The following is a 23,269-nucleotide window of genomic DNA, read 5'->3' on the forward strand; positions in this document are numbered from 1 at the left end:
TATGAACTCGAAAACACCTTGTTTCCCACGATACTCGCCTGGCATTGAAAAGGGGACAGATTTATTTTACCCCGCCCCTTGGTCTGCCTCGACCACGTTGTTCTATCCGTAAACCCACTATCTGCTCAACCTCGTCCACGAAACAACGCGTCCCTGTCAGCTGACCACGCTGCAGAGCATTCCGAATCAATCCGATCTCATCATCGGGAATGGCTTGGCGCATGAATAATTCGTAGCGATAGCGCCGCTCCATTAGTGTGTTACCCAAAGCAGCAAAGCATGGGTCAATGTCCAGCCAATGGTCATCAGGCTCACTACTGATTCGAACGCTAAAACTGGACCACGGATAATCTCCGGCATCGACCACCATTTGAGCGCGGACAGGATTCAATTCAATGTAACGACAACAAGCGAGCAAGTAGGAATCTGACTGCACCACACTGGATTTGTACCGACTCTCCCACAAAGTGCCTGAACGCCCTTCCAGGCGATTACGATAACGCGTCGCACGCGCTGCAAGGGCTTTCATTAACTGCCCAAGCCCAATAACAGAGTCACCTGGAGCGAGCAGCAAATGAACATGATTGGTCATCAAACAATAGGCGTAAACCTTTACACCGAATGCCTCTTTGAGTTCACGTAAATCCGCCAAATAGCGCTGATAATCCTCGGCGACCGCAAACACCACCTGACGATTATGACCACGTTGCACAACGTGGTGCGGATAGTTTGGTAATACAATACGGCCCATCCTGGGCATAATCGACTCCTTGCTCCATCGAATTTTTCAGCGTTGTAAAAAGATAAATAAATCTGTCCCCTTTTCCATTTATCGTCGGAATGCTTCAAACCGTTGTAGCGTTGCATCGCCACCGGGTTGGCCAGTTTTACCTCGAAGCCTGCCGCCTTCAGGCCGTCGACCAGCCAATACCAGTTGTACGTAGACTCGACCACGACGCCGAACAATTCTCCACGATGTGGTTCGAGTAGCGGGAGGATTTGCGTCAGCTCATTGGGGCAGCGTCGGCTGATCAAAACTCGGTCCGTTTCGTCGGTAACCACAACAACGCTGTTGTTCGAATGCAGATCTATGCCACAGAATTTCATCACGGCCTCCTCACAGCAAAAGTCTAAGTTCGCACCTTGAATTTTGCGCCACCTCCGTTAAGTGGGGAGGCCGGCTAGATGATTCTCAGATTTATTTTACCCCGCACTTTCTTTCACTCCCTTTTCCATGCCTCTCCATGTAGAACAACTATTCATAAACTTTTGATGCACACAATATCTTTGCAAAAGTGCTCCAGCTAGGGGTAGTAACATCACTATCACCAGAGTTTTTTGCATACATATCTATTGATCTAATCCAGGCTTCCATTGCAGCTAAAAATTTTTCTAAGTCCGGATTCTCCCAGTCACTGGGATTGAGTACCAATCCTTCTCTGAAATCCCCGACAAAATCCGCAAGATCCTCTTTTGTCTGTATATCTCTAACTCGCTCAAAACTCATACGACCCTCACTTACAAACGCCTCGAACACAGATAATCGAACCTTTATTAGGCGTAGTTACTTTCCGTCCTTCCTTGGCAACCTCTGCTGCCGTAGCCGGAACAACTTTGATTGGTACACCCGCCTCAGACGCAGCAAGCAATCGTCTATTATCCAAACTGTATACCGCTCCGTCTTTCTCAAATACCCGAATAGGAGGAAAATCATCTGGAGAAATTCTCCCTGACTTCAGCCCGTCAATTGTTGACTGGAGAGTTTGGCCATCCTTAAAGTTACTCGATACACTATCTTGCGTGAACCGAATATCTTTCGGGTTCGCATAACCAGTCAAGTTATCCGGTAAAGCAGTTGGCAGCTTTTGGCTTGCGGCTCTTACCCCACTTGCACCAACCGCCTTCCCAGCCCCAAAGAGTATAGCCGTCCACGTGGCAAAAACACCTACGGTTTCGGGATCGACGTTTATACCAGCCCGTCCTGCAGCATTGCTACCGGCTTGGGTAAGCCCTAGAGCCAGTCCCATCTCCAGCAACCGCATCTTGGCAACCGCGTTCATCATTTGCGCGGTAGCAAGGACACTTTTCATCCCGGCAGGTACATCGTCAGAGGCTCGCGCTTTGGAAAGGAGGTCGTGCGTGTCGTTGTAATCCTCCACAAACTTTTGGAGCTCTGGAGATCTACATCCTTGAGGGTTGTCCAGACAAAACAGCGCAAAACGTTTTTCGTTTGCGTCATTCAAATCGGCAAATTTATTTCGAACCTGATCACAGCTGTTGCTTGCGACACAGGTTTTCGCCTCTTCGATTAAGCTCTCAACCTCCTTATGATTCAGGTAATTATTGACCGTTGCCTGCTGCGCCACCCACCCTGCAACCTGCTGGTCCTTGTCGCTACCACCTGCTGCCGCGGCAACGGTCATACCCAAGAGCTGAGAGGTCATCGCCAATACTTGCTCGTGGGCCACGCCTGGGAAGATCTTGTCCCCGACCATTTCGATCAGAGCCTTGTTAGCTCCGGCGGCCATCGCAGAAATAACGAAATCACCACCAGCCGCCTCTCCGATCAAGCCACCCACGATGGCATGAACGGCAACTTTGGTGGGTAGACCACTTCCTAACAGGCTGGTACCCACTTGCTGATAGATGGCGCCAGCCATCATGTCGGCGACCAGTCCTATCGCGGCCTGGCTAAGGTTGTCTTTGAATTTTCCGCCATTCGCTACTGTTTGAAGCGCGGAGTTGACTGCCAGGCGTACACCTATATTTTGGCCAGCAATGCCCCCACTTACACCAGCGATCACATAGCCTTTCAGACTCTCGCTGGAAGTTACATCTTTAACGACCGCTCCAAGATCACCCTTATTGTTGATCGCACTGATTGCAGCCCCGCTGGCCGCCGAAGTGGCCACAGCCGTCAGCGCTACATTTCCCCAGCCTGCCGCGACGGCTGTACCTGCGGCTGAAGTTCCCGCAGCGGCCATGGCAGTACCGGAAGCCGCCGCTGCGTTGGCCGCTGTTCCTATTGCAGCACTCGCGGCGCCAGCCGTCAGCGCCGTGACGATAATCATGATTGCCAGCATCGCCCCTTGGCCCAGCCCGGAGTGGCTGTACTTAAAGCTCTCGTGCACCTCCTGAACTTTTCGCCAATCCACATCACCACGCTGCTCAGCTTCTTTGAGCCATGCGAGTTGCGGATCTGCCTGCACCATCGCATCAATAGTCTGACCCACCGTTTTCTGGTCGATCTGTTTGATGTCGATGTTTAAGCCATCAACGGCCTTGATTGCCAGGTTTCCCTGCGCGACCAGCTGACTCTGCCGCAAGGTCTCATCGGTATTCCCCTTACCTTTGGCACTGGTCCACGCCAGGCTGTTGCTGCTCTTCTCGTGACTCTCCTGATGCAGATCCTTCACGCCCTCAAAGGTGATCGCACCACCACTCTGCAAGGTCAGGTCATTACCGCTGTTGAGTTTCGCCACCTGATAGCGTTGATCTCCCCCACTGACCAAGGTCAAATCGCCGCCCGTAGTGATTTCGCTGCCGACGTGGGTCACCTTGGTGATTTCATCCCGGCGGGTTTCTTTTTGACCGAAGCTGCCTTTTTTCTTTTTGTCGTAGAGGGAGTAATCACTGTCTTGCGCGGCCAGTAACTCGAGGTTGTTACCTGCCACCAGATAGGCTTCGTTGCCTGCGCTTAGCGCCACATCGCCGCCAGCAAAAACGTTAACCCATGACCTGCAAGGCTGAAATCGGAGGCGTCCGAGGCATCAGCGAGAAAGGTCTTGATCAGATGCAGGAAGAAACCGGGGGCTGTAGGAAGCGTCTTAAGACGCGGAGATTGGCAAGACTCAGAACGTAGCATCGGCATCGGTTAGCCAAGCCGGCCTTGTCGCAGTGGATGTCGGTCGCCATCGGTACGCTGGATTCGCCGTTCTCACCAAAAAAAGCTGAAGCATGGTGGGGTCGGTTCAAAGGCGAGTGGGTATGAGTCAGCGGATCGACATCCACGAACGATTTAAAGCCGGGACTTAATCAGGGGCGACGAACCGCCCTCACCCGCCCGCTACCGCCACCCCCGCAGAAAAACCGCTCGCCGCCATCAAATTCAAGACCCGAGACGCCAACGCCCTCTGGCATTTTCAGGCTTTCGAGCACCTCGCCGGTTTTTGCGTCGATGCGCCGCAGATCGCTCTCGTCGCCTTCCCAGGTGCCATGCCAGAGCGCGCCCTCGACGAAGGTTACGCCGGTGACGAAGCGGTTCGACTCGAGGGTGCGCAGGATCTTGCCGGTCTCGGGGTCGATCTGGTGAATCTTGCGCTCGCGGTATTGCCCGACCCACAGCGAGCCTTCCGCCCAGGTCATCCCGGAGTCGTTACCGCCGCCGGGGGCTGGAATGGTGGAGAGTACGCGACCGGTTTGCGGATCGATTTTCTGGATACGGTCCTCGGCGATCTGGAACAAGTGCTTGCCATCGAATGCGGTGCCAGCGTGAGCGGCGACATCCAGCGTTCGCACGGTTGCGCCGCTCGAAGGGTCCAGTGCGAGGAGTTTTCCGGTGGTGGCAAACCAGACCTGTTCACCATCCCAGGTCACGCCATGCACATCGTCGACGCCTTCAAAAGGCCCATATTCACGAAGGATTTCAGCAGCTGACTGTTTCATCTCGGTGTTCCTCGAAAGGGGGTGGTGGCGTTCATCCTAGCCACCGGGCAACGGAACCGGGAGTAACAAGGTCGTCGCGAAACCGGGGACCGGTGGCGTCATCCAGCGCCGCGCCCTGCCATGCCCGAATGACTGCACCTTGCCCTGCGCCGCCAGTGTTTCGAGCACCCGTTGCACGCTGCGCTGGCTGTTGCCCAGTGCCAGGGCAAGTGCCGAACTCGACCAGGCTTCACCGTCGGCGAGCAACGCAAAGACCGCGGCATGTTTTTCTTCGACCGGAGGCGTGAGCAGCACCACGTCGGGTGAAACCTGGGTGATCAGTGCAAACCCGCGCCGGGTTGCGATTACGCTGGCCAAGGGTTTCAGCGCTGCGCGCAATCGGCCGATTTCGACCCGTAGCCGGGCGCGATGGGATTCGTCGCTGAGCTTCAGGCGAAAGGCCCGGGCGATGAGAGTTTCCCTCGAAGCATCGTCCGGCCAGGCTTCCGCCAGGGTCCGCACGAGGCGGAACAGGACCGGGCGCTTCGACAGGGCAACCGACATGCCTGCACCGCGCACGACATACCGGCAGGCATCCACCACCAGCGAGGTCGAGGCCAGCAATGCTTCCACTTCGTCGAGCAGCAAGGGCCTTGCATGGCCGTTGCTCATCACGTGCGCGGCGGGACTGTCGAGCAGCTGCACCGCGCTTTCGACTTCTGCTATCAATGCCGGAATAGCGGATTGCTGCGCCGCGAGTCCGGCACGGATCAAGGCCGCGCGGGCAGCTTGTGAATGCAGGTGACGCATGGCGATGCCCGCGACCACGAGCTCATGGGTGGCGCGCAACGACGGTGGCAATGTCGACGGATCGAGTTGCGCGAGGCGTTGCTGTGCGTCATCCAGTTGGCCGATCAGCAGAAGACGGCGGATGTGCAGATATCGCGCATGGGCCGCGTTGACAACATCGCCGTGGGCTTCCAGCGTGACCCGCGCCGCATCCAGGGCTTTCACCGGCCAGCCGAGGTCCCGCGAGGCCAATGCGATCTCTGCTTCGGCGACGATGCAGCGCGCCCGGGCCAGCGCTTCCTTTGGCCCGAACGCGCGTGCCGCCCGACGCACCAACATTTTTGCCCGCACCAGATCGCCCAGTTGCGCCATGGCGATCCCGCGCAGCGCCAGGGCCGGTGCATCGTCACGCAGTGCAACACGGTCGAGCGCACCGAGTGGATCCCCCGCTGCCAGCGCCTGGGCGGCGGCGGTGATCAGCGAGTCCATTGCAATGTTGCCATGGGTTCACTCCATCGTCGGATAGTCGCTGTTGAGTCTATCCCAGACTCAGGCGTCTCAGGCTGGATCGGCCATCCGGTGCTCGCGGCAAATCAGCTCCACTTCCTTGGTTTCCAGCGGTTCCTGAGTCAGCCCGCAAAAGGCTCCACCCGCGACGGTCTGATGAAAACGGCAGGTTCGGCAGAGCCCGAAACTCGGGACGTTTTCACCTTGCTGGATGTTTCGTAACAGCTCCAGTAGCAAGCCTTCAAGATCCTCTGCGCGCGCGCCCATGCGCTGGGCGGCATTGACCAGAAATTCCGGAGGCATCACGGCGTCCAGCAACGCCTGGGCCGGTGCCGTCAGTTTCAGGTGCACGCTGCGTTTGTCCCGGACGTCCGGCTGTTTGGTCAGCAGGCCTTTGCCCTCCAGCGCCTTGAGCGATTGCGACACCGTGCCTTTGGTCAGGCCCAGGTATTCGGTCACAGCCAATGGGGTGTCGGAGTAGCGATTGCAACGGCCCAGGTACATCAAGGCACTGAGCTGAATCGGCTGCAGATCCGTCAGCAGCGGGTGCTCGCGAAACCAGACTCGGGTCAGGCTCGACAACCTTTCCAGCAAATCAAAAAGCACGTGGGAAATTCCTGATCAATAACGTTGATTAATAGTATCGGATAAAAACCTTATTGACAAAAAAGAGCTTTGTCGTAGGCTTTGTGGTGTCGATCCGAAACAGTAATCACCTTTTTTGAAATGGAGGCAAACATGAAAACCGCACTGGCACTGACCCTCGGCACTCTGCTGGCATCACAAGCCTGGGCCCACGATTCCCAAGGCATTCAGAGCGACAAAGGCAAAGCAGACGCCGCTTTCGACCTGGTCAATACCCGCGTCTTCAAGGAAGGCAACAATCTGGTGTTCGAGCAATTGGTCGACGGCAAGGCCGGCAGTCGCGTCCCGACCGCCAAGGGTTCGTTTGCCGGTGCCGAGGTGTTCAGCTACGTCTGGCCGACCAGTCTCGACAGTTCGGCTGTGGGCTTTGAAGAGAAGTCCGGCATCCTCGCCCTGGCGCTGACATCGCACCCGGACTTCGATGACACCCCGCAACTGGACGAAAACAAGGACGGCAAGAAGGACAACGACGGCGGTCTCTGGCACTCCCACTGGGTGGTACTGACCAAAGACGAAAGCTGCGGGCCTGGCGGTTTGAAAGTCCGCGACATTCCCAAGGATGCCAAGCCGAAGTTGCCGGCCACCTGGCCCGGCGCACCGATCTACATCGACTCCCCGGGCTACGAACTGAGCGTTGAGAAAAACGCTGCGAAGATCCGTGTACCGCTGGCGGCGGTCGGATTCCCTGAAAGCTTCAACTACGACGGCGTCACCGCTGCGCTGAAGGTCAATGCCGACCTGCATAACCCGTTGCTGTGCGTCAGCAGCGTCTATGACATTGCTTCGGGCGACCTGTCGTTGCCGGGCACCTGGAAACTGAAGGAGAGCAAATGATGAGCGTGAATGTCTTCGATACCCACGTGCGCACCAAAGATGGCCGCTATCTGCACTTCGATGTGCTGATCGAGCGTAACGACGCCGAGCTGGCGAAAACCTATGCCCGGCGCTTCCTTGATGAACAGGGCATTCAGGACGAAGATATCGCCCAGGACCGCTGCCAGTTCTGTCATGTTGAACCGACTCATCCCGAAGTGGCCGCGGCGATCGGCAAACAGGGTTACTTCATCCTCAAACTGCAAGGTTGTCAGGAGTAACGATATGAACACCTACCAGCCCATGAACTGCGACCTGTACGACTATCTGGAGATCGCCTGCCTGCGCGGTTATCGACTGGATATCGAATTGAAGGATGGCGCCCGTTTAGAGGCCAGGGCGCTGGACACGCGGACATCCGCCGAGAAGGAAGAATTCCTCATCCTTGAAACGGCGGACGGCAAGCAGGAAATCCGTCTGGATCAACTGCTGGCCGTCACGCCGCTGGACGCCAATGCGGAGTTCGGCCGGGTGGTGTTCACCGATGCCGTTTGCACGTTCTGAGGCGGGTTTCAGACCAGCGACATGCCGCCGTCCACGTGCAATTCGATGCCGTTGACGAACGAACTGTCGCTGGACGCCAGGTAGAGCGCCGCTTGCGCGAGTTCGTCGGCCTCACCGAGTCGACCGGCGGGAATCATGCCCGGCATCATTTGTTCAAAGCCCAGGCGCGCTGACACCGATCCGGTTCAAGCTGTTTGCCGATTTCGTACAGCAAGCGTTGCACCGGTTAGCAGGACACCCCTCTAGTCATACGATCTCTTGACTAACATCCTGACGCCCCGCCCCCTCTAAAAGCGCTTCAACCTTGTTCCCCCTCGACAAATGCGCTACAACTCACGCCTAGTTGTACGACAACATAATAAAAACTCGCACGCCATTTCCTTTGGTGGCGCATTTGATTCGAGATCCTGCCATGACCCACCCAACCGCCCGGCCAGAAGCGCCGCCTCCTTTTCCCCGTCACCTCGCCGTGCTGATTTTGCTGTGCATGGGCTGTGCCTTCGCCGGTAACCACGTCGCGGCGCGGGTGGCCTTTGATGACGGCGCCGGCGTGTTGTTGGCGATCCTGATGCGCTCGGGCGGGACGTTGCTGGTATTGGCCGCGCTGGTACTTTGGCAACGCCAGACCCTGCGCCTGCCGAAGGGGGCCTGGCGTTGGCAGTTGCTGCTGGGCTTGCTGATCGCCACCCAGAGCCTGTGCCTGTATTCGGCGGTCGCGCGGGTGCCGGTGGCGCTGGCGCTGTTGGTGGCCAACGTGTTCCCGATCCTGCTGGCGCTGCTCACTTGGGCGTTGGGTGGTGCCAGACCCACCGCGCGCACCGCCTCGCTGATGGGCCTGATTCTGTTGGGGCTGGTGTTTGTGCTGGACGTACCCGGCCGACTCGCCGACAACGCCAGCGTCGGCCCGCAATGGTGGCTGGGCGTGACCCTGGCCTTTTGCGCCGCCAGCGTGTTTGCCTGTGCGTTGTGGATCACCGATCACAAGTTGTCCGAGGTGCGGGGTTCGGTGCGCAGCCTGCTGACGATTTTCATCGTTTTCAGCAGTATCAATCTGGCCGGCGTGAGTGGCGTGCTGCCCGGCGGCTTGAACCTTCCGGCCACCAGCACCGGCTGGCTGGCACTGGCGACGCTGGTCGTGCTGTATGGCACCGGTTTTATCGTGCTGTTCATTTCCGTGCCGCGCCTGGACATGCCGCGCAATGCCCCGGTGATGAACATCGAACCGTTGGCCACGTTGTTGATGGGCTGGGTGGTGTTGGACCAGATGCTCAGCGCCGGCCAGGTCATGGGCGGTGTGATTGTCGTCACCGGCATCGTGTTGCTGACTTATCGCAAGGGCCAAAGCCCGTCGAGCGTGAAGCCGCCGGTCGCACAGCGCAGCTGAGGTCACGCCGATATCCCACTAAAAGCCCCCTGCGCCCCTAACGGCTCAGTGGGCTTTTTGCTTTGTAAGCGAAACCAGAGATTGCAGCGGGTCCGGGCTCAAAGGTAGGATTGAGAACGACTCTCACTAACATCTGGAAATGAATCCGGTGCAACCTCCTTCGCCCAGCAAGCTGAGTTACTTTTTCAGCGATCACCACCGTTGGCTGCTGCAGCATATTCAGCGACGGCTGCGCAATCATGCGGACGCTGAGGACACCGCCGCCGATACGTTTTGCCAGTTACTGGCGGCGCGTGTAGACCCCGACAGCATCGAACAGCCACGCGCCTATCTGTCGACCATCGCCCGCCGACTGATCTTCGATCGACACCGTCGGCGCAAGCTCGAACTGGCCTACCTTGAACGCCTGTCCGGCCTGCCCGAATTGTTGGCGCCCTCCCCGGAAGAACAGTTGCAATTGATCGAAGCGTTGGTGGCCATCGACAAGGCGCTGGATGGCTTGCCGATGGTGGTGAAGGCGACCTTCCTGTACAGCCAGCTGGACGGCATGAGTTATGTGGCAATTGCTCAAAAGCTCCAGTTGTCGGAACGCACGGTCAGCCGCTACATGAAACAGGCTCTGCGCCAGTGTTACCTGAGCGAGCAGATGTCATGAGCAAACCGCGCCTGGACCCCGTCAGCGAGCAAGCCATCGACTGGATGGTGCGCCTGCGCGCCGATACACCGAGCGCCGCGTTGCAGGAGCGTTTCAACGCATGGCTGAACATGGACCCCGCACACGCTCAGGCTTGGGCAAGATTGCATGAGCGACTCGGCGGCTCGTTCAGCACGGTGCGTGCGCTGGATCGGCGTGTGCCCGGCCAGACCGAACACGCCCGCCAATTGCTGTTGCAGCCACATGCTTCACGGCGTGATGCGCTGCGGGTGATTGCAGGTTTGGGCCTGATCGGTGGCGGTTTGTGGCTTGGCGCGCGCAGCCCGCTGGGCGACTCGCTGCTGGCTGATCTGCACACCGGGCGTGGGCAGCGCGAGAATTTCAATCTGGCTGATGGCAGCCGTCTGAGTTTGAATGCCGACAGTGCGGTGGATCTGCATTTTGACGATCAGCAACGGTTGGTGATTCTGCGTCGCGGCGAATTGATCATCCAGGTGGCGGCCGATCCGAGCCGCCCGTTGCGCGTGCGCACCGCTCAAGGCGAAGTGCGCGCATTGGGCACCCGTTTCCTGGTTGCCCAGGAACAAGACGTCACCCGCGTGGTGGTTCTGGAGCATTCGGTCCGGACCCGTCTGTTCGATGGCAGCGAACGCGATGTGCAGGAGGGCCAAGCCGCCCTGCTCTACACCGGGCACATCGAACCGCTGGGCAGCGATCAGCGTCATCGTGCCGACTGGCTCAGCGGACGGCTCAACGTACTCGATGACCCACTGGAAAAAGTCGTCGACGCCCTGCGCCCTTATAGCCGTGGTTTTGTCCGTGTAGCCCCCGAGGTTCGCGACTTGCGCGTTCAGGGTGTGTTCCCGCTCAACGACCCCGAGCGAACCTTGAGTGCCCTGGCGGAAACCCTGCCGATTCGCGTGGATCGCTACAGTCCCTGGTTGACGTTGATCCGAGCAAAACCCGACAGACAATAATTATTTTTGAAAATGACTCTTATTTGTGTCCGGTTTTCATTTCTCATCCCACCTATCTCCTGACACCTTTCACATGTTTCAGGAGAATGCTGTGCTCAACCCGTGGTCCCACACTCTTTCGCTAACCGTTGCCCTGGCAGCCCTGGCGAGCCCCGCCCTGGCGCAGGCACAAACCCTGTCCTTCAATCTGCCGGCCGGCCCGCTTGCCAGTACGTTGAACGCCATCGCCAGCCAAAGCGGTCACATCATTTCCCTGGAACCGTCACTGGTGCAGGGCAAACGGGCGCCGGCGGTCGTCGGCCAGTTATCGCCTGAAGAAGCGATGCAACAGGCGCTAACGGGCAGCGGCCTGCAGTTGCGAGTGACCGGGCAAGGCAACTTCAGCGTCGAGCCGGCCGCAGGCAGCAATGCCACCCTGCAACTGGGCGTGACCAACATCGTCGAGAACAGCGCCGAAGCCACCACCGAAGGCTCGGGCTCCTATGCGGCAAAAGCGGTGACCATCGGCAAGGGTACCCACACCCTCAAGGAGATTCCGCAGTCGGTCACGGTGATGACCCGCAAACAGATGGATGACCAGAACCTGGTCGATCTCAAGGATGCGGCCAACCAGACCACCGGACTGGTCGGCCTACAGGGCGTCGGCAAAGGCTTGATCCTGACCTCGCGCGGTTTCCAGATCGATGACTGGCAGTACGACGGCGTGCCGATCCCGCGCAACACCTATGCGCTCGGTAACTGGGCCACACAAGACCTGATTTTCTTTGATCACATGGAGGTCCTGCGCGGCGCCTCCGGATTGCTGCAAGGCACCGGCAGCCCTGGCGGCGCCATCAATCTGGTACGCAAGCGCGGCCAGCATGCACCGACCGTGAGCGTCACCGGCAAGGCCGGTTCCTGGGATCACTACGGCCTGCAACTGGATGCCGGCGGACCGCTGAACCAGACCGGCACCGTGCGCGGACGCATCGTGGCCGATGAAGACCAGAGCGATTCCTTCATCGATTACGAGTGGAGCAAGACCCACTCGTTGTACGGGGCGCTGGACATCGATCTGCGTGAGGACACCACCCTGGGCCTGGCAGTCAGCCAATCCAGGGGCGAGTCGCGCCCGATGATCCGCGGCCTGCCGCGCTATGCCGGCGGCTCGCCGGTCGATATATCACGCTCAACCTACACCGGCGCGCGCTGGAACCATTCGGACATCGATGTCACCACGGTCTATGCCGATCTCGAACACCACTTCAACGACGACTGGGCGTTCAAGGTCGGTGCCGTGCGCATGACCGAAGACAACCAGGCGAAAAACCAGCGCGTGCAAAGTGCCGGCGATGGCCTCGAAGCCGATGGCAGCGGCGTGCAATACGCCGACTTCGTGACGGACTTCGACTCGACCAAGCTGGGCCTGGACATGAACCTTATCGGCCACTTCGACGCTTTGTCCATGCAGCACGAAGTCATGATCGGCGGTAACTACTCCAAGTACACGTCTGACGACAAGTTCGCCCGAACCTTCAATAACAGCACGGACACGATTTTCGGTATCAACCACGATCGCCCGGAAATCAGCTACGACGGTTTGATCAATACTGCCGGTGGTCGCGGTACGCCGAGCAAGTACGACATCCGCCAAAAAGGCCTTTACGGCAGTTGGCGAGTCAAGCCGATCGAGCCGTTGACGCTGGTGCTCGGCTCGCGGGTCAGCTGGTACGACTACAGCTACAAGTCATGGACCCAGGCCGCATTCAGCGACATGGCCACCGCCAATCCGGAAAGCACCGCCAACGAAACCGGAGAAGTCACGCCTTACGCCGGGATCGTCTACGACTTGACCCGTGAGTGGGCGGTGTATGCCAGCTACACCGACGTGTTCGAACCGCAAACCGTGCGCGACGCCGGCGGCTCGATGCTAAAGCCGGTGATCGGCAGCAACTACGAGGTCGGACTCAAGGGTGAGCTGATGGATGGCCGCGTCAACACGTCCCTGGCCGTGTTCCGTTATGACCAGGAAAACCGTGCGCTCAACGACCTGTCTTCGGGCTTCGCCTGCGACGGCTGGTACTGCTCGGTAGCCGCAGGGAAAGTGCGTAGCCAAGGGATCGAAGCGGAAATCAGCGGTGAAGTGCTCACCGGCCTGCAGCTGTTTGCCGGTTACACCTACAACACCACCAAGTACCTGGATGACCCGGTCAACGACGGTAAAGTCTTCAGCACCTGGACGCCCAAGCACATGCTGCGGGTCTGGAGCGACTACCAGTTCAGCGGCGACTGGCGCCGCGTCAGCACCGGCCTGGGCTTCACCACCCAAAGCCATACGCTGGGTTACGAACACACCTTCGACGTACCGGGTTACACCGTGTGGAATGCGCGGGTCGGCTACCAGCTCACGCCGGAAATCGGCCTGGCGCTGAACGCCAACAACCTGTTCGACAAACACTACTACACGGCGGGATACAACCAGCTCGACGGCAACAACAACTTCGGCGATCCGCGTAACGTGATGTTCAGCGTGAAGTACACCCCGGAGTTTTGACAAGGAATCTGTAGGAGCCGGCTTGCTGGCGATCTCGGTATTGGCCTCGGCACAGATGCCGCCTGAGACACCGCTATCGCCAGCAAGCCGGCTCCTACGGGGCGGGTTATTTGTCCGACTTGATCGCCGTCCACACACGCGTGCGCACCCGCTCAAGCTTTTGCGGCAACGGTTGCACGACGTACAGGGTTTTCAGCGCTTCGCTGGTCGGAGTCAGGTTCGGGTTGCCGGTGATTTCCTTGTTGATCAGCGGCAGCGAATCCTTGTTGGCATTCGGGTAACCGAGGAAGTCGCTGATCGGTGCGATGACTTTCGGGTCCAGCAGCGTGTTGAGGAATTCATGGGCTTCTTCGACGTTCTTCGCGCTTTTTGGAATGGCGAAGGTGTCAAACCAGATCGGCGCGCCCTCCTTCGGCAAACGCCAGTCGACGACCACACCGTTACCGGCCTCTTTGGCGCGATTGCCGAACTGGTAGAAGCTGCCGGAATAACCGATGGCCACGCAGATATCACCGTTGGCGATGTCGGTCATGTACTTGGCGGAGTTGAAGTAAGTGACGTACGGCCGAACCTTCATCATCAAGGCCTTGGCTTTTTCGTAGTCGTCCGGATTCTGGCTGTTCGGGTCCAGTCCCAGGTAATGCAGGGCCAGCGGCAGGATCTCCGAAGGCGAGTCGAGCATGGCTACGCCACAGGCTTTGAGCTTCTCCATGTTTTCGGGTTTGAACACCAGATCCCAGCTGTCCACCGGCGCATTCTCGCCCAGCGCAGCCTTGACCTTCGCCGGGTTGAAGCCGATCAACACGGTGCCGTACATATAAGGCACGCCGTATTGATTGCCGGGGTCATTCTTGTCCAGCAGTTTGAGCAGTGCCGGGTCCTGATGCTTCCAGTTGGGCAACTTGGACTTGTCGAGTTTCTGGAAAACGCCGGCCTTGATCTGGGTTTCGATGAACTGGTTAGACGGCACCACCAGGTCGTATCCGGAGTTGCCGGTCAGCAGTTTGGCTTCCAGGGACTCATTGGTGTCGAAGGTGTCCCAGGTCACTTTAATGCCGGTTTGTGCGGCGAAATCCTTGGGCACGGACGGCAGGATGTAGTCCGCCCAGTTGTACACCCTCAGTTCGCGCTGTTCGGCTTGCACCGCGCTGGCGAGCAGCGTCAGCCCACACACGGTGGCACCCAGAATGCGTTTCATAGTGTCCATGGATCAGTTCCCCAATGTCAGCTCGTTCGGTTTTTATAGTCTGTAACGGCAGTAGCCCTGTACGTGGCCTGGAGCAAAGGAAGCAAAAGATTCTGGTTATGGATGCAGTCGGCACGGGTGGACCGGCGACGCGCTTTCGATTCTTGCTGACAGCCTGGGCGGTTCACAGCGTGCGATCGGCCAAAAGGGGATCGAAATGGCCATTATCCGTGTCCGGATGGAGGGGCAATGGCGGCGCCGTGCCCCGGCTTAGTGCAAAATACGCGGCCAAACTTGAAATCCGCATCCCGTCGCGCAAGGCTGTGCCACGAGATCCGTCATGAAATCCATTTTTGAGAGAACCGGTGGTAACCGCATGATTGAAGTCACCGAAGTTTCCATTGCCCAACTGCGTGCTGCGCTCGAATCCGGCCAGACCACGTCGGTCGAACTGGTCCAGGCTTACCTCGCCCGGATCGATGCCTACGATGGCGCCGACACCGACACGGCGCTCAACGCTGTCGTGGTGCGCAATCACGATGCACTCCAGGAAGCGCAGGCATCCGATGCCCGCCGGGCCAGGGGCGAGACGTTGGGACCGCTCGATGGCATTCCCTACACGGCCAAGGACAGTTACCTGGTCAAGGGCCTGACCGCCGCTTCGGGCAGCCCTGCCTTCAAGGATTTGATCGCCTATCGCGATGCGTTCACGGTCGAGCGCCTGCGCGCCGCCGGGGCAATCTGCCTGGGCAAGACCAATATGCCGCCCATGGCCAACGGCGGAATGCAACGCGGGGTCTACGGCCGCGCCGAGAGCCCGTACAACGCCGCCTACCTCACCGCCCCGTTCGCCTCCGGTTCGTCCAACGGCGCGGGAACGGCAACGGCGGCCAGCTTTGCGGCGTTCGGTCTGGCGGAAGAAACCTGGTCGAGCGGTCGTGGCCCGGCCTCGAACAATGGCTTGTGCGCCTACACGCCTTCACGTGGCGTGATCTCGGTGCGCGGCAACTGGCCGCTGACGCCGACCATGGACGTGGTCGTGCCGTTTGCCAGGACCATGGCCGATTTGCTCGAAGTGCTTGATGTGGTCGTGGCGGACGACCCGGACACCCGTGGTGACTTGTGGCGCATGCAACCCTGGGTGCCGATTCCGAGTGTCGCCTCGGTTCGTCCTGCTTCCTATCATGAGCTCGCCGCGAAAGCTGACGCGCTTGCCGGCAAACGCCTCGGCGTGCCACGCATGTACATCAATGCCGACGCCGAAGCGGGCACCAGTGATGCACCGGGGATCGGTGGCCCGACCGGGCAACGTATCAACACCCGCGAGTCCGTGATCGGGCTGTGGCAACAGGCGCGCAAGGCCCTTGAAGCCGCTGGCGCCGAAGTGATCGAAGTCGATTTCCCGCTGGTGTCCAATTGCGAGGGTGATCGTCCCGGTGCGCCGACGGTGTTCAATCGCGGGATCGTCTCCAAGGCGTTCTTGCACCATGAACTGTGGGACCTGACGGCTTGGGCGTTCGATGATTTCCTGCAAGCCAACGGCGATCCGAAATTGAACCGACTGGTGGATGTCGATGGGCCGAAGATTTTCCCCCACGACCCGGGCACCCTGCCCAACCGCGAGGGCGACCTGGCCGCCGGCATGGACGAGTACGTGAAGATGGCCGAGCGCGGTATCACGCCGTGGGACCAGATCAGCACCGTGCCCGATGGACTGCGCGGGCTTGAACAGACGCGCAAGCTCGATCTGGAAGACTGGATGGACCGCCTCGGTCTGGACGCCGTGCTGTTCCCGACAGTCGCCGACGTTGGCCCGGCGGATGCCGATATCAATCCGGCCTCTGCGGACATCGCCTGGAGCAACGGGGTTTGGGTGGCCAACGGCAACCTGGCCATCCGGCATCTGGGTGTGCCGACGGTCACCGTGCCGATGGGCATCATGCCGGATATCGGCATGCCCGTAGGCCTGACATTTGCGGGCCGCGCCTATGACGATTCAGCATTGCTGCGCTTTGCATCGGCGTTCGAAGCGACCGGTTCGAAACGGCAGATCCCGCCTCGCACCCCGCCACTGTCGGCAGGTCAATAAACGGTTTCGTTAGCCTGCGACATCCGTGGGCTGAGCCCCCACGGATTGGCCCGCCCCTTGCTTTGGCACATTCGTGCAATGACCAATCGGTGGGGGGTGTTCATGGCAGGACAAGCAACGATGGCAGTGTTCATCACTGCCCTGGTCGCCGCAGCGATCATCCTGGCCACGGTATCCGCAGCCGCGGTGGCTGTCTGGATGACGGGCGCGACATTCGCGGCGATTGGCCTGGTCGAGAAAGTTGCACCGGATATTCAGCTGTTGCCTGCGTTGTCACTGACGCCGCAGCCGGTAATGCTCATGGCGGCGATGCAGGCCACCGGCCTGTTGACGATTACGGAACTGATGCAGAACGTAAATCTGGTGATGATTACCGCCAGCCTTTGAATCATTTTTTTGCGCTCGTCTCTGGCGTTAAAGCAAGCCGCTCCAATCGATTCAAGCCCCCAAACAGGTCACCGTATTCAGGGCATTTCCCCAATCTCGGGGACCTGAACACATTACCGTCGCCAGCCCGGCAACACGACCGACTGACCACCAACGGTTGCGGACGGGCCGATCCCGGCCTATGGTCCAGACACAACTCTAACGACGTCCGGCGCCATGACGCACCGTCCTTTTTGTTCATCCTGTGCGCATTTGCGCTGCGAGGTGACCACATGCCTAATGACTCCCGCCCTGCCGTACTCGAACTGATCGGCAACACGCCGCTGGTGCGTGTCAGCCGATTCGATACCGGCCCGTGCACCCTGTTTCTCAAGCTCGAATCACAGAACCCCGGCGGTTCCATCAAGGACCGCATCGGTCTGGCGATGATCGACGCCGCCGAGCGCGACGGTCGTCTGCGCCCCGGTGGCACCATCGTCGAAGCGACCGCTGGCAATACCGGCCTGGGCCTGGCGCTGGTCGGCCGCGCCAAAGGTTACCGGGTGGTGCTGGTGGTGCCAGACAAGATGTCCACCGAGAAAGTCCTGCACCTCAAGGCCATGGGCGCCGAAGTGCACATCACCCGTTCCGACGTCGGCAAGGGCCACCCCGAGTATTACCAGGACGTTGCCGGACGGTTGGCAAAGGACATTCCCGAGGCTTTTTTCGCCGATCAATTCAACAACCCGGCCAACCCGCTGGCCCACGAATGCAGCACCGCGCCGGAGATCTGGGCGCAGACCCAGCACGATGTCGATGCCATCGTCGTGGGTGTCGGCTCGGCCGGCACGCTGACCGGGCTGACCCGTTTCTTCAAGCGCGTGCAGCCGGAGTTGGAGATGGTGCTGGCCGACCCGGTGGGTTCGGTGATGGCCGAATACAGCCGCAGCGGCACCCTCGGCACTCCTGGTTCCTGGGCGGTGGAAGGCATTGGCGAGGACTTCATTCCGTCGATTGCCGACCTCTCCAGCGTGCGCCACGCCTACTCCATCAGTGATGAGGAAAGCTTCGATCACGCCCGCCAGTTATTGCGCGCCGAAGGCATTCTCGGTGGTTCTTCGACCGGCACCCTGCTGGCGGCAGCATTGCGTTATTGCCGCGAGCAAACCGAGCCGAAACGCGTGGTCAGCTTCGTCTGCGACACCGGCACCCGCTATCTGTCGAAGGTCTACAACGACCAATGGATGAGTGATCAGGGCTTGCTGCAAAGTAAACGCTACGGCGACCTGCGCGACCTGATTGCACGGCGCTTCGAGGACGGCCGGGTGATCAGCGTCGGTCCCGACGATACCTTGCTGACCGCGTTCCAGCGGATGCGCCTGGCGGATGTCTCGCAACTGCCGGTGCTGATCGATGGCCAGCGACTGGTTGGAGTAATCGACGAGTCCGACATTTTGCTGCGGGTGCATCAGGACGCTTCGCACTTCCGCCTGACCGTCGCCGGAGCCATGACCGACAAATTGCAAATCCTGGCGCCTGCCGCCAGCCTCGCCGAATTGCAGGCAGAACTCGACCGCGGGCTGGTAGCGATCATCGCCGACGCCTCAGGCTTCCACGGCCTGATCACCCGGTTCGACTTGCTCAATCATCTACGGAGATCCCTTGCATGAGTCCGCACGATAAAACCGGCACCGCCCACGGCTTTGCCACCCGCGTGATTCACGCCGGTCAAGAGCCGGACCCGTCCACCGGGGCGTTGATGCCGCCGATCTATGCCAACTCCACTTACTTGCAGCAGAGCCCAGGCGTACACAAAGGCCTCGATTACGGGCGCTCGCACAACCCGACTCGCTGGGCACTGGAGCGTTGCGTGGCGGATCTCGAAGGTGGCACCAGGGCGTTTGCCTTCGCCTCCGGCCTGGCGACCATTTCCACGGTGCTGGAGCTGCTCGATGCGGGCTCGCACGTTGTTTCGGGCAATGACTTGTACGGCGGGACGTTCCGCCTGTTCGACAAGGTGCGCCAACGCAGCGCCGGGCATCGATTCAGCTTTGTCGACCTGACCGACCTGTCCGCGTTCGAAGCGGCATTGCAGGACGACACCCGCATGGTCATGGTCGAGACGCCGAGCAATCCACTGCTGCGCCTCTCGGATCTCGCCGCTATCGCTCGAATCTGCCGCGCCCGCGGCATTATCTGTGTGGCCGACAACACCTTTGCCAGCCCGTGGATTCAACGCCCGCTGGAGTCGGGTTTCGACATCGTGCTGCACTCGACCACCAAGTACTTGAACGGTCACTCGGATGTGATCGGCGGCATCGCCGTGGTCGGGCAGGACGCCGAACTGGCTGAACGCCTGGGCTTCCTGCAAAACGCCGTGGGCGCCATCGCCGGGCCGTTCGACGCCTTCCTCACCTTGCGCGGGGTCAAGACCCTGGCGCTGCGCATGGAGCGTCACTGCAGCAATGCGCTGGAGCTGGCGCAATGGCTGGAGCGGCAACCGCAAGTGGCGCGCGTCTACTACCCGGGCCTGGCTTCACACCCACAGCACGAACTGGCGCGCCGGCAAATGCGCGGTTTCGGCGGGATGATTTCGGTCGACCTCAACACGGACCTGGCCGGGTCAAGACGCTTCCTCGAAAATGTACAGATCTTCGCCCTCGCCGAAAGCCTGGGCGGCGTCGAAAGCCTGATCGAACACCCGGCGATCATGACCCACGCCACCATTCCCGTGGAAACCCGCGCGCAACTGGGCATCGGCGATGCGCTGGTGCGGCTGTCGGTGGGGGTAGAAGACATCGAAGACCTGCGCGCTGACCTTGCACAGGCTTTGGCACGTATTTAGCGCGAACCGAGCGAGATGCCGCCATCTGCAACATAGATGGCGACTGCTGCGCCGCAGTAAACTGCGATGAAATTTTTTTCGGATACTCAAGACATGTCCAACCCAGACACTTCCCTGCAAGACACCGCTGCACCCGACGGCGTTTGTTACGGCTGCGGTGGCAGCAACCCTCACGGGTTGCACATCAAGAGTTACTGGCATGAAGACGGCGAGCATGTCGTCGCCGAATATGAGCCCGAGGCCAAATATTGCGGCTGGCCGGACCTTGTCTACGGCGGGCTTATCGCGATGCTGGTGGACTGCCATTCCAACTGGACGGCGATGGCCTATCACTACCGCCAGGAAAACCGTGCAGTCGCGAGCCTGCCGCGCATCAACTGCGTCACCGGCAACCTGGGCATCAAATTCATCAAGCCGACGCCCATGGGTGTTGCGCTGACGCTGCGGGCAACAGTCGAAGGCGACGTCGGACGCAAAACCCGCGTGATCTGCGAGGTATTCGCCGGCGACGTGCTGACGGCGGTGGGCGACTCGGTTTTCGTCCGGGTCGATACCGGGCAACTCGCAGATGCAGCGCACGGCCGATAGCCGCCGCGCCTCACTCTTCTTCTATGAGCGCTGTGATCCGCCCCGACCTTTCCGCGGCGAGCAGCGCGGCATAGTCCTTGGCATTCTGGTCGGCATAGGCCATGGCAAACTTGCCAATGGCCTGGTCGAAGCTGTCGGATTTGCCCAGATAGCCGCTGATGAGCGCGGCGTCCCCGGATTTCGCGTGGGCGCGGGCCAGTGTCTGGCCGCACCATTGCGCGTACCGCTTCAGGCGCGACGCGGTGATGCCTTCGATGGGCGCCGACATTTTCATGTCGCGCAACTGCCGGACAAAAAAGTCCCGACCGTTCTGGCCCCGTGTCCATCCCAGGAAAATGTCACTTGAGGACTGCATCAACCGCTGCCCGGTGACCACCCGCTCGCCTTGATTGTCGTAATCGCTCTTGCCTGCATACGGTGCCAGCACCGAGGGGCAGGCTTCCTTGAATTGCAGGAGCAGCGGATGGTTTTCGGCGGAGAAAAACAATCCGACAAAACAATACGTACCGACGCTTCCAATCCCCACCGCTTTGACCGCAATGTCTTCAAGGCGATAACGATCAAACAGCACGCGACGTTCGTGGGGCAGCGACAGTCGATAATCCTGCAGTGCCGCCCGTGCCCGTTCCAGGAAGTTTTTTTCATCGACATGAAACAGAATCGGCGGCTGATCGATCAACCGTCGGCGCCCCGCCACTTCGCTGCTGATCTTGGGGTACAGATAATCGCCGACCCGTTCCTTGGCCTTCGCCACCACCTGCTCGCGAAACTTCTTGATCTCGGCCGTGGGCGCCATGTCGATGATCGCCTGGGCATCGAGACGGTCATACCAGACTTCCAGCGGGCTCAGTTTCGACAGCTTGCGCAGGCGCTCACGGTAGGCACGCACGCACTCCATTGCAGCCGCTATCGAGGCCTTTTTGCCGAGCCGGTTATCCCCTGCCGCCACGACAAAACTGATCGCCAGGCGCTTCACGTCCCACTCCCAGGGGCCTGGGAGCGTTTCGTCAAAATCGTTGATGTCAAAAATCAGGTTGCGCTCGGGTGTCGCGAACAGGCCGAAGTTCAACAGGTGGCAATCACCACAGGCCTGCACGTTGATGCCTGTGATCGGCGTGGTCGCCAGGTCATGGGCCATCAACCCTGCAGAGCCGCGCAAAAACGTAAACGGGCTGCGCATCATGCGCCCGTAACGTACCGGCACCAGATTGGCCAGCCGATAGCGGTTGGATTTTTCCAGCAACTCAATCGGGTCGCGGTGCTTGCGCGGAGGTTTCCATTGGGCGTGCAGCGCGTGCGGCAGGCTCTGGCTCAATCGTTCACCGGCGCTCAGGCGTTCCTTGCGCGAGCGAAAGACCGGCTCGTCCATCGAAACGAACGGGTTACCGGCTGTAACCTTGGCAGGCTTGCTTTTGCGCGCAGGCATGTGACTCCTTTGCTCAACGAAATGGATCGAGCCGAAGATGGAGTGAAGCGTAGCACCCGTGTTTGCTGGGCGAGGCGCCGACTGAAAAAATATCTGTAACGCCTGTCGACTCATCACGCGGATGTTATCGCTACGTGCTCATCTGCCAGCCGGCGAGTGATTAATGAGCTATACCCGCTAATCTCCCATAGCAGTTGAATAACGCAGGAGTCTGGCAATGAAACTCAGACATTCACTGGCGGCCGTCATGGTGACCACCAGCCTCTTCGGCTGCACCTCATCCTCAAACCATGGGGTCTTCGTCAACCTTGATGCCACACGGCAGAATGCCGGTCAGATCGGCAGCGTTACGTTGTCCGACTGGGGCAAGCAAACCGGATTGAGCTTCTACATCAGTGGTGCGCCAACCGGAGCCGTTCTGCCCTTGCGCCTCTACAGCTTCATCAACAAAGGCAGTTGCCAGCAACCCGGCCCCGTCGCCTACGCCATGAACGACAAGGTCAACACCGAGCGGCAACCCGTACGCGGCTGGTCCTTTTCACGAAGTGCACCGGTGGCATTGCCCGAACTGCTGTCCAGCGAGCACCACATTGTCGTGCGAACGGCAGCGACCGATGGCAGCGTCGATATTTTTTGCGGGGATATCAAGCCGTCGGCCACAGCGAAATAAGACCGATGATGGCGTGCGCTCGCCATCTCAAACCGGCGAGATCGTCGCGAGCACGCCAATCAGAATCGTCACCAGCAAAAAACCACCGAGGAAAATCGCCATTTTGCCCATAGGGCCTCCTGCATATTGAGGTTGCGGTGCACCGCGGCCAAACCGCAGAACTGGTCACTATTGTGGGGGGCAAACTGAGTGCATTACAGGGGCAGAAAACCTAAAAAAATACGGATCAGATGCGTATCACTGTAGGAGCGGGGCTGCTCGTGAGGAAGGGTCCTACATCCGACGGCCAACACAGAATCAGACGCATCTGATTCTGTTATTCGGAAAGGTCTTAATGCCTAGAAATGGGGTAATTAGCTATATCCTTCTAATGCCGAAGCTGATCGCAAAAAAGGTTCGGTCGATGTCACTGAAGTCCATAACTTCCCAAAAAAAGTTGAAGCTAATCCTGATTTGGTCATGGGTCTCGAACTCGTTTTTCTTTTTTGCCCTGATTGCACTCAATGTTTACCGTAGACACGTCGTGTAGAGAAGCCGCTCAAACTGCGCGGTGTTTCCACTTTAAAAAAACCATAAAAAAAACCCGCG

General features: G+C 59.3%; 21 protein-coding genes and 2 pseudogenes. 13 read left to right on the top strand and 10 right to left on the bottom strand.

Annotated elements, in window-relative coordinates; all coding sequences use genetic code 11:
- Window positions 1-61 precede the first annotated feature (61 nt).
- From KHO07_RS15720 to KHO07_RS15750, 7 genes and pseudogenes are all read right to left on the bottom strand, one after another.
- Entirely contained in the window at window positions 62-712 is a 651-nt protein-coding gene (locus KHO07_RS15720; protein WP_244858221.1) for a transposase, read from the bottom strand.
- Window positions 613-1,107 carry an IS110 family transposase gene (locus tag KHO07_RS29195; RefSeq protein WP_244858222.1) on the bottom strand — a complete coding sequence of 165 codons (495 nt, stop codon included), beginning with the start codon at window positions 1,105-1,107 and terminating at the stop codon, window positions 613-615. The genes KHO07_RS15720 and KHO07_RS29195 overlap by 100 nt, the downstream gene beginning before the upstream one ends.
- Before the next feature lie 148 nt (window positions 1,108-1,255).
- A complete protein-coding gene (locus tag KHO07_RS15730) occupies window positions 1,256-1,507 on the bottom strand; it encodes a hypothetical protein (protein WP_150732647.1) in 252 nt (83 codons plus the stop codon).
- A gap of 7 nt (window positions 1,508-1,514) precedes the next feature.
- Window positions 1,515-3,698, bottom strand: a pseudogene (locus KHO07_RS29435) (DUF637 domain-containing protein); the annotation flags it as partial.
- A 337-nt stretch (window positions 3,699-4,035) separates the two neighbouring features.
- Window positions 4,036-4,665 (bottom strand): PQQ-binding-like beta-propeller repeat protein, encoded by a 630-nt coding sequence (locus tag KHO07_RS15740; protein ID WP_150732644.1) that lies wholly within the window; start codon window positions 4,663-4,665, stop codon window positions 4,036-4,038.
- Between the two features lie 36 nt (window positions 4,666-4,701).
- Entirely contained in the window at window positions 4,702-5,922 is a 1,221-nt protein-coding gene (locus tag KHO07_RS15745) for a helix-turn-helix domain-containing protein (RefSeq protein WP_212624818.1), read from the bottom strand.
- A 69-nt stretch (window positions 5,923-5,991) separates the two neighbouring features.
- A complete protein-coding gene (locus tag KHO07_RS15750) occupies window positions 5,992-6,555 on the bottom strand; it encodes a MarR family transcriptional regulator (RefSeq protein ID WP_212627642.1) in 564 nt (187 codons plus the stop codon).
- 123 nt (window positions 6,556-6,678) lie between these two features.
- Here KHO07_RS15750 and KHO07_RS15755 point away from each other — a divergent pair, with 123 nt between their 5' ends.
- Genes KHO07_RS15755 through KHO07_RS15765 form a run of 3 tightly spaced genes read left to right on the top strand, consistent with a single transcriptional unit; the run spans window position 6,679 to window position 7,962 of the window.
- Window positions 6,679-7,419 carry a hypothetical protein gene (locus KHO07_RS15755; protein WP_212624819.1) on the top strand — a complete coding sequence of 247 codons (741 nt, stop codon included), beginning with the start codon at window positions 6,679-6,681 and terminating at the stop codon, window positions 7,417-7,419.
- On the top strand, window positions 7,419-7,679 hold the full coding sequence (locus tag KHO07_RS15760; protein WP_056853402.1) for a DUF2024 family protein: 261 nt from the start codon (window positions 7,419-7,421) through the stop codon (window positions 7,677-7,679). Before KHO07_RS15755 ends, KHO07_RS15760 begins: the two co-directional genes overlap by 1 nt.
- A gap of 4 nt (window positions 7,680-7,683) precedes the next feature.
- The gene (locus KHO07_RS15765) at window positions 7,684-7,962 is read left to right on the top strand and encodes a Rho-binding antiterminator (RefSeq protein WP_212624820.1); all 279 of its coding nucleotides are present in this window, start codon (window positions 7,684-7,686) and stop codon (window positions 7,960-7,962) included.
- A gap of 8 nt (window positions 7,963-7,970) precedes the next feature.
- Here KHO07_RS15765 and KHO07_RS15770 read toward each other — a convergent pair.
- A pseudogene (locus tag KHO07_RS15770) lies at window positions 7,971-8,099 on the bottom strand (SDR family oxidoreductase); the annotation flags it as partial.
- 275 nt (window positions 8,100-8,374) lie between these two features.
- Between KHO07_RS15770 and KHO07_RS15775 the strand changes: the two are divergent.
- The 4 genes from KHO07_RS15775 to KHO07_RS15790 all read left to right on the top strand — a co-directional run bounded on the left by KHO07_RS15775 (window position 8,375) and on the right by KHO07_RS15790 (window position 13,511).
- Window positions 8,375-9,346 carry a DMT family transporter gene (locus tag KHO07_RS15775; protein WP_212624821.1) on the top strand — a complete coding sequence of 324 codons (972 nt, stop codon included), beginning with the start codon at window positions 8,375-8,377 and terminating at the stop codon, window positions 9,344-9,346.
- Window positions 9,347-9,494: 148 nt separating this feature from the next.
- On the top strand, window positions 9,495-10,001 hold the full coding sequence (locus KHO07_RS15780; RefSeq protein ID WP_212624822.1) for a sigma-70 family RNA polymerase sigma factor: 507 nt from the start codon (window positions 9,495-9,497) through the stop codon (window positions 9,999-10,001).
- Window positions 9,998-10,978, top strand: a complete 981-nt coding sequence (locus KHO07_RS15785; protein WP_212624823.1) for a FecR family protein — start codon at window positions 9,998-10,000, stop codon at window positions 10,976-10,978. Before KHO07_RS15780 ends, KHO07_RS15785 begins: the two co-directional genes overlap by 4 nt.
- A 91-nt stretch (window positions 10,979-11,069) precedes the next feature.
- The gene (locus KHO07_RS15790) at window positions 11,070-13,511 is read left to right on the top strand and encodes a TonB-dependent receptor (protein WP_212624824.1); all 2,442 of its coding nucleotides are present in this window, start codon (window positions 11,070-11,072) and stop codon (window positions 13,509-13,511) included.
- A 106-nt stretch (window positions 13,512-13,617) separates the two neighbouring features.
- Here KHO07_RS15790 and KHO07_RS15795 read toward each other — a convergent pair whose 3' ends face one another.
- On the bottom strand, window positions 13,618-14,718 hold the full coding sequence (locus tag KHO07_RS15795) for a polyamine ABC transporter substrate-binding protein (RefSeq protein ID WP_150732638.1): 1,101 nt from the start codon (window positions 14,716-14,718) through the stop codon (window positions 13,618-13,620).
- A 355-nt stretch (window positions 14,719-15,073) separates the two neighbouring features.
- On the opposite strand from KHO07_RS15795, the gene KHO07_RS15800 reads away from it, so the two are divergent.
- From KHO07_RS15800 to KHO07_RS15820, 5 genes are all read left to right on the top strand, one after another.
- Window positions 15,074-16,786 (top strand): amidase, encoded by a 1,713-nt coding sequence (locus KHO07_RS15800; RefSeq protein ID WP_212627644.1) that lies wholly within the window; start codon window positions 15,074-15,076, stop codon window positions 16,784-16,786.
- A gap of 120 nt (window positions 16,787-16,906) precedes the next feature.
- On the top strand, window positions 16,907-17,173 hold the full coding sequence (locus KHO07_RS15805; protein WP_212624825.1) for a hypothetical protein: 267 nt from the start codon (window positions 16,907-16,909) through the stop codon (window positions 17,171-17,173).
- Window positions 17,174-17,445: 272 nt separating this feature from the next.
- Window positions 17,446-18,822, top strand: coding sequence for a cystathionine beta-synthase (locus tag KHO07_RS15810; protein WP_212624826.1), 1,377 nt, complete (start codon window positions 17,446-17,448; stop codon window positions 18,820-18,822).
- The gene (locus KHO07_RS15815; RefSeq protein WP_212624827.1) at window positions 18,819-19,997 is read left to right on the top strand and encodes a PLP-dependent aspartate aminotransferase family protein; all 1,179 of its coding nucleotides are present in this window, start codon (window positions 18,819-18,821) and stop codon (window positions 19,995-19,997) included. The genes KHO07_RS15810 and KHO07_RS15815 overlap by 4 nt, the downstream gene beginning before the upstream one ends.
- A gap of 93 nt (window positions 19,998-20,090) precedes the next feature.
- Complete coding sequence (locus tag KHO07_RS15820; RefSeq protein ID WP_212624828.1) at window positions 20,091-20,585, top strand: PaaI family thioesterase; 495 nt, start codon at window positions 20,091-20,093, stop codon at window positions 20,583-20,585.
- 10 nt (window positions 20,586-20,595) lie between these two features.
- On the opposite strand, the gene KHO07_RS15825 is transcribed toward KHO07_RS15820, so the two are convergent.
- A complete protein-coding gene (locus tag KHO07_RS15825; RefSeq protein WP_212624829.1) occupies window positions 20,596-22,011 on the bottom strand; it encodes a DUF2252 domain-containing protein in 1,416 nt (471 codons plus the stop codon).
- A gap of 217 nt (window positions 22,012-22,228) precedes the next feature.
- Between KHO07_RS15825 and KHO07_RS15830 the strand changes: the two genes are divergently transcribed.
- Window positions 22,229-22,681, top strand: a complete 453-nt coding sequence (locus KHO07_RS15830) for a hypothetical protein (RefSeq protein WP_212624830.1) — start codon at window positions 22,229-22,231, stop codon at window positions 22,679-22,681.
- Window positions 22,682-23,269: the final 588 nt, after the last annotated feature.

It is taken from the genome of Pseudomonas sp. PP3 (assembly GCF_905336995.1).
Classification (GTDB): Bacteria; Pseudomonadota; Gammaproteobacteria; order Pseudomonadales; family Pseudomonadaceae; genus Aquipseudomonas; species Aquipseudomonas reinekei.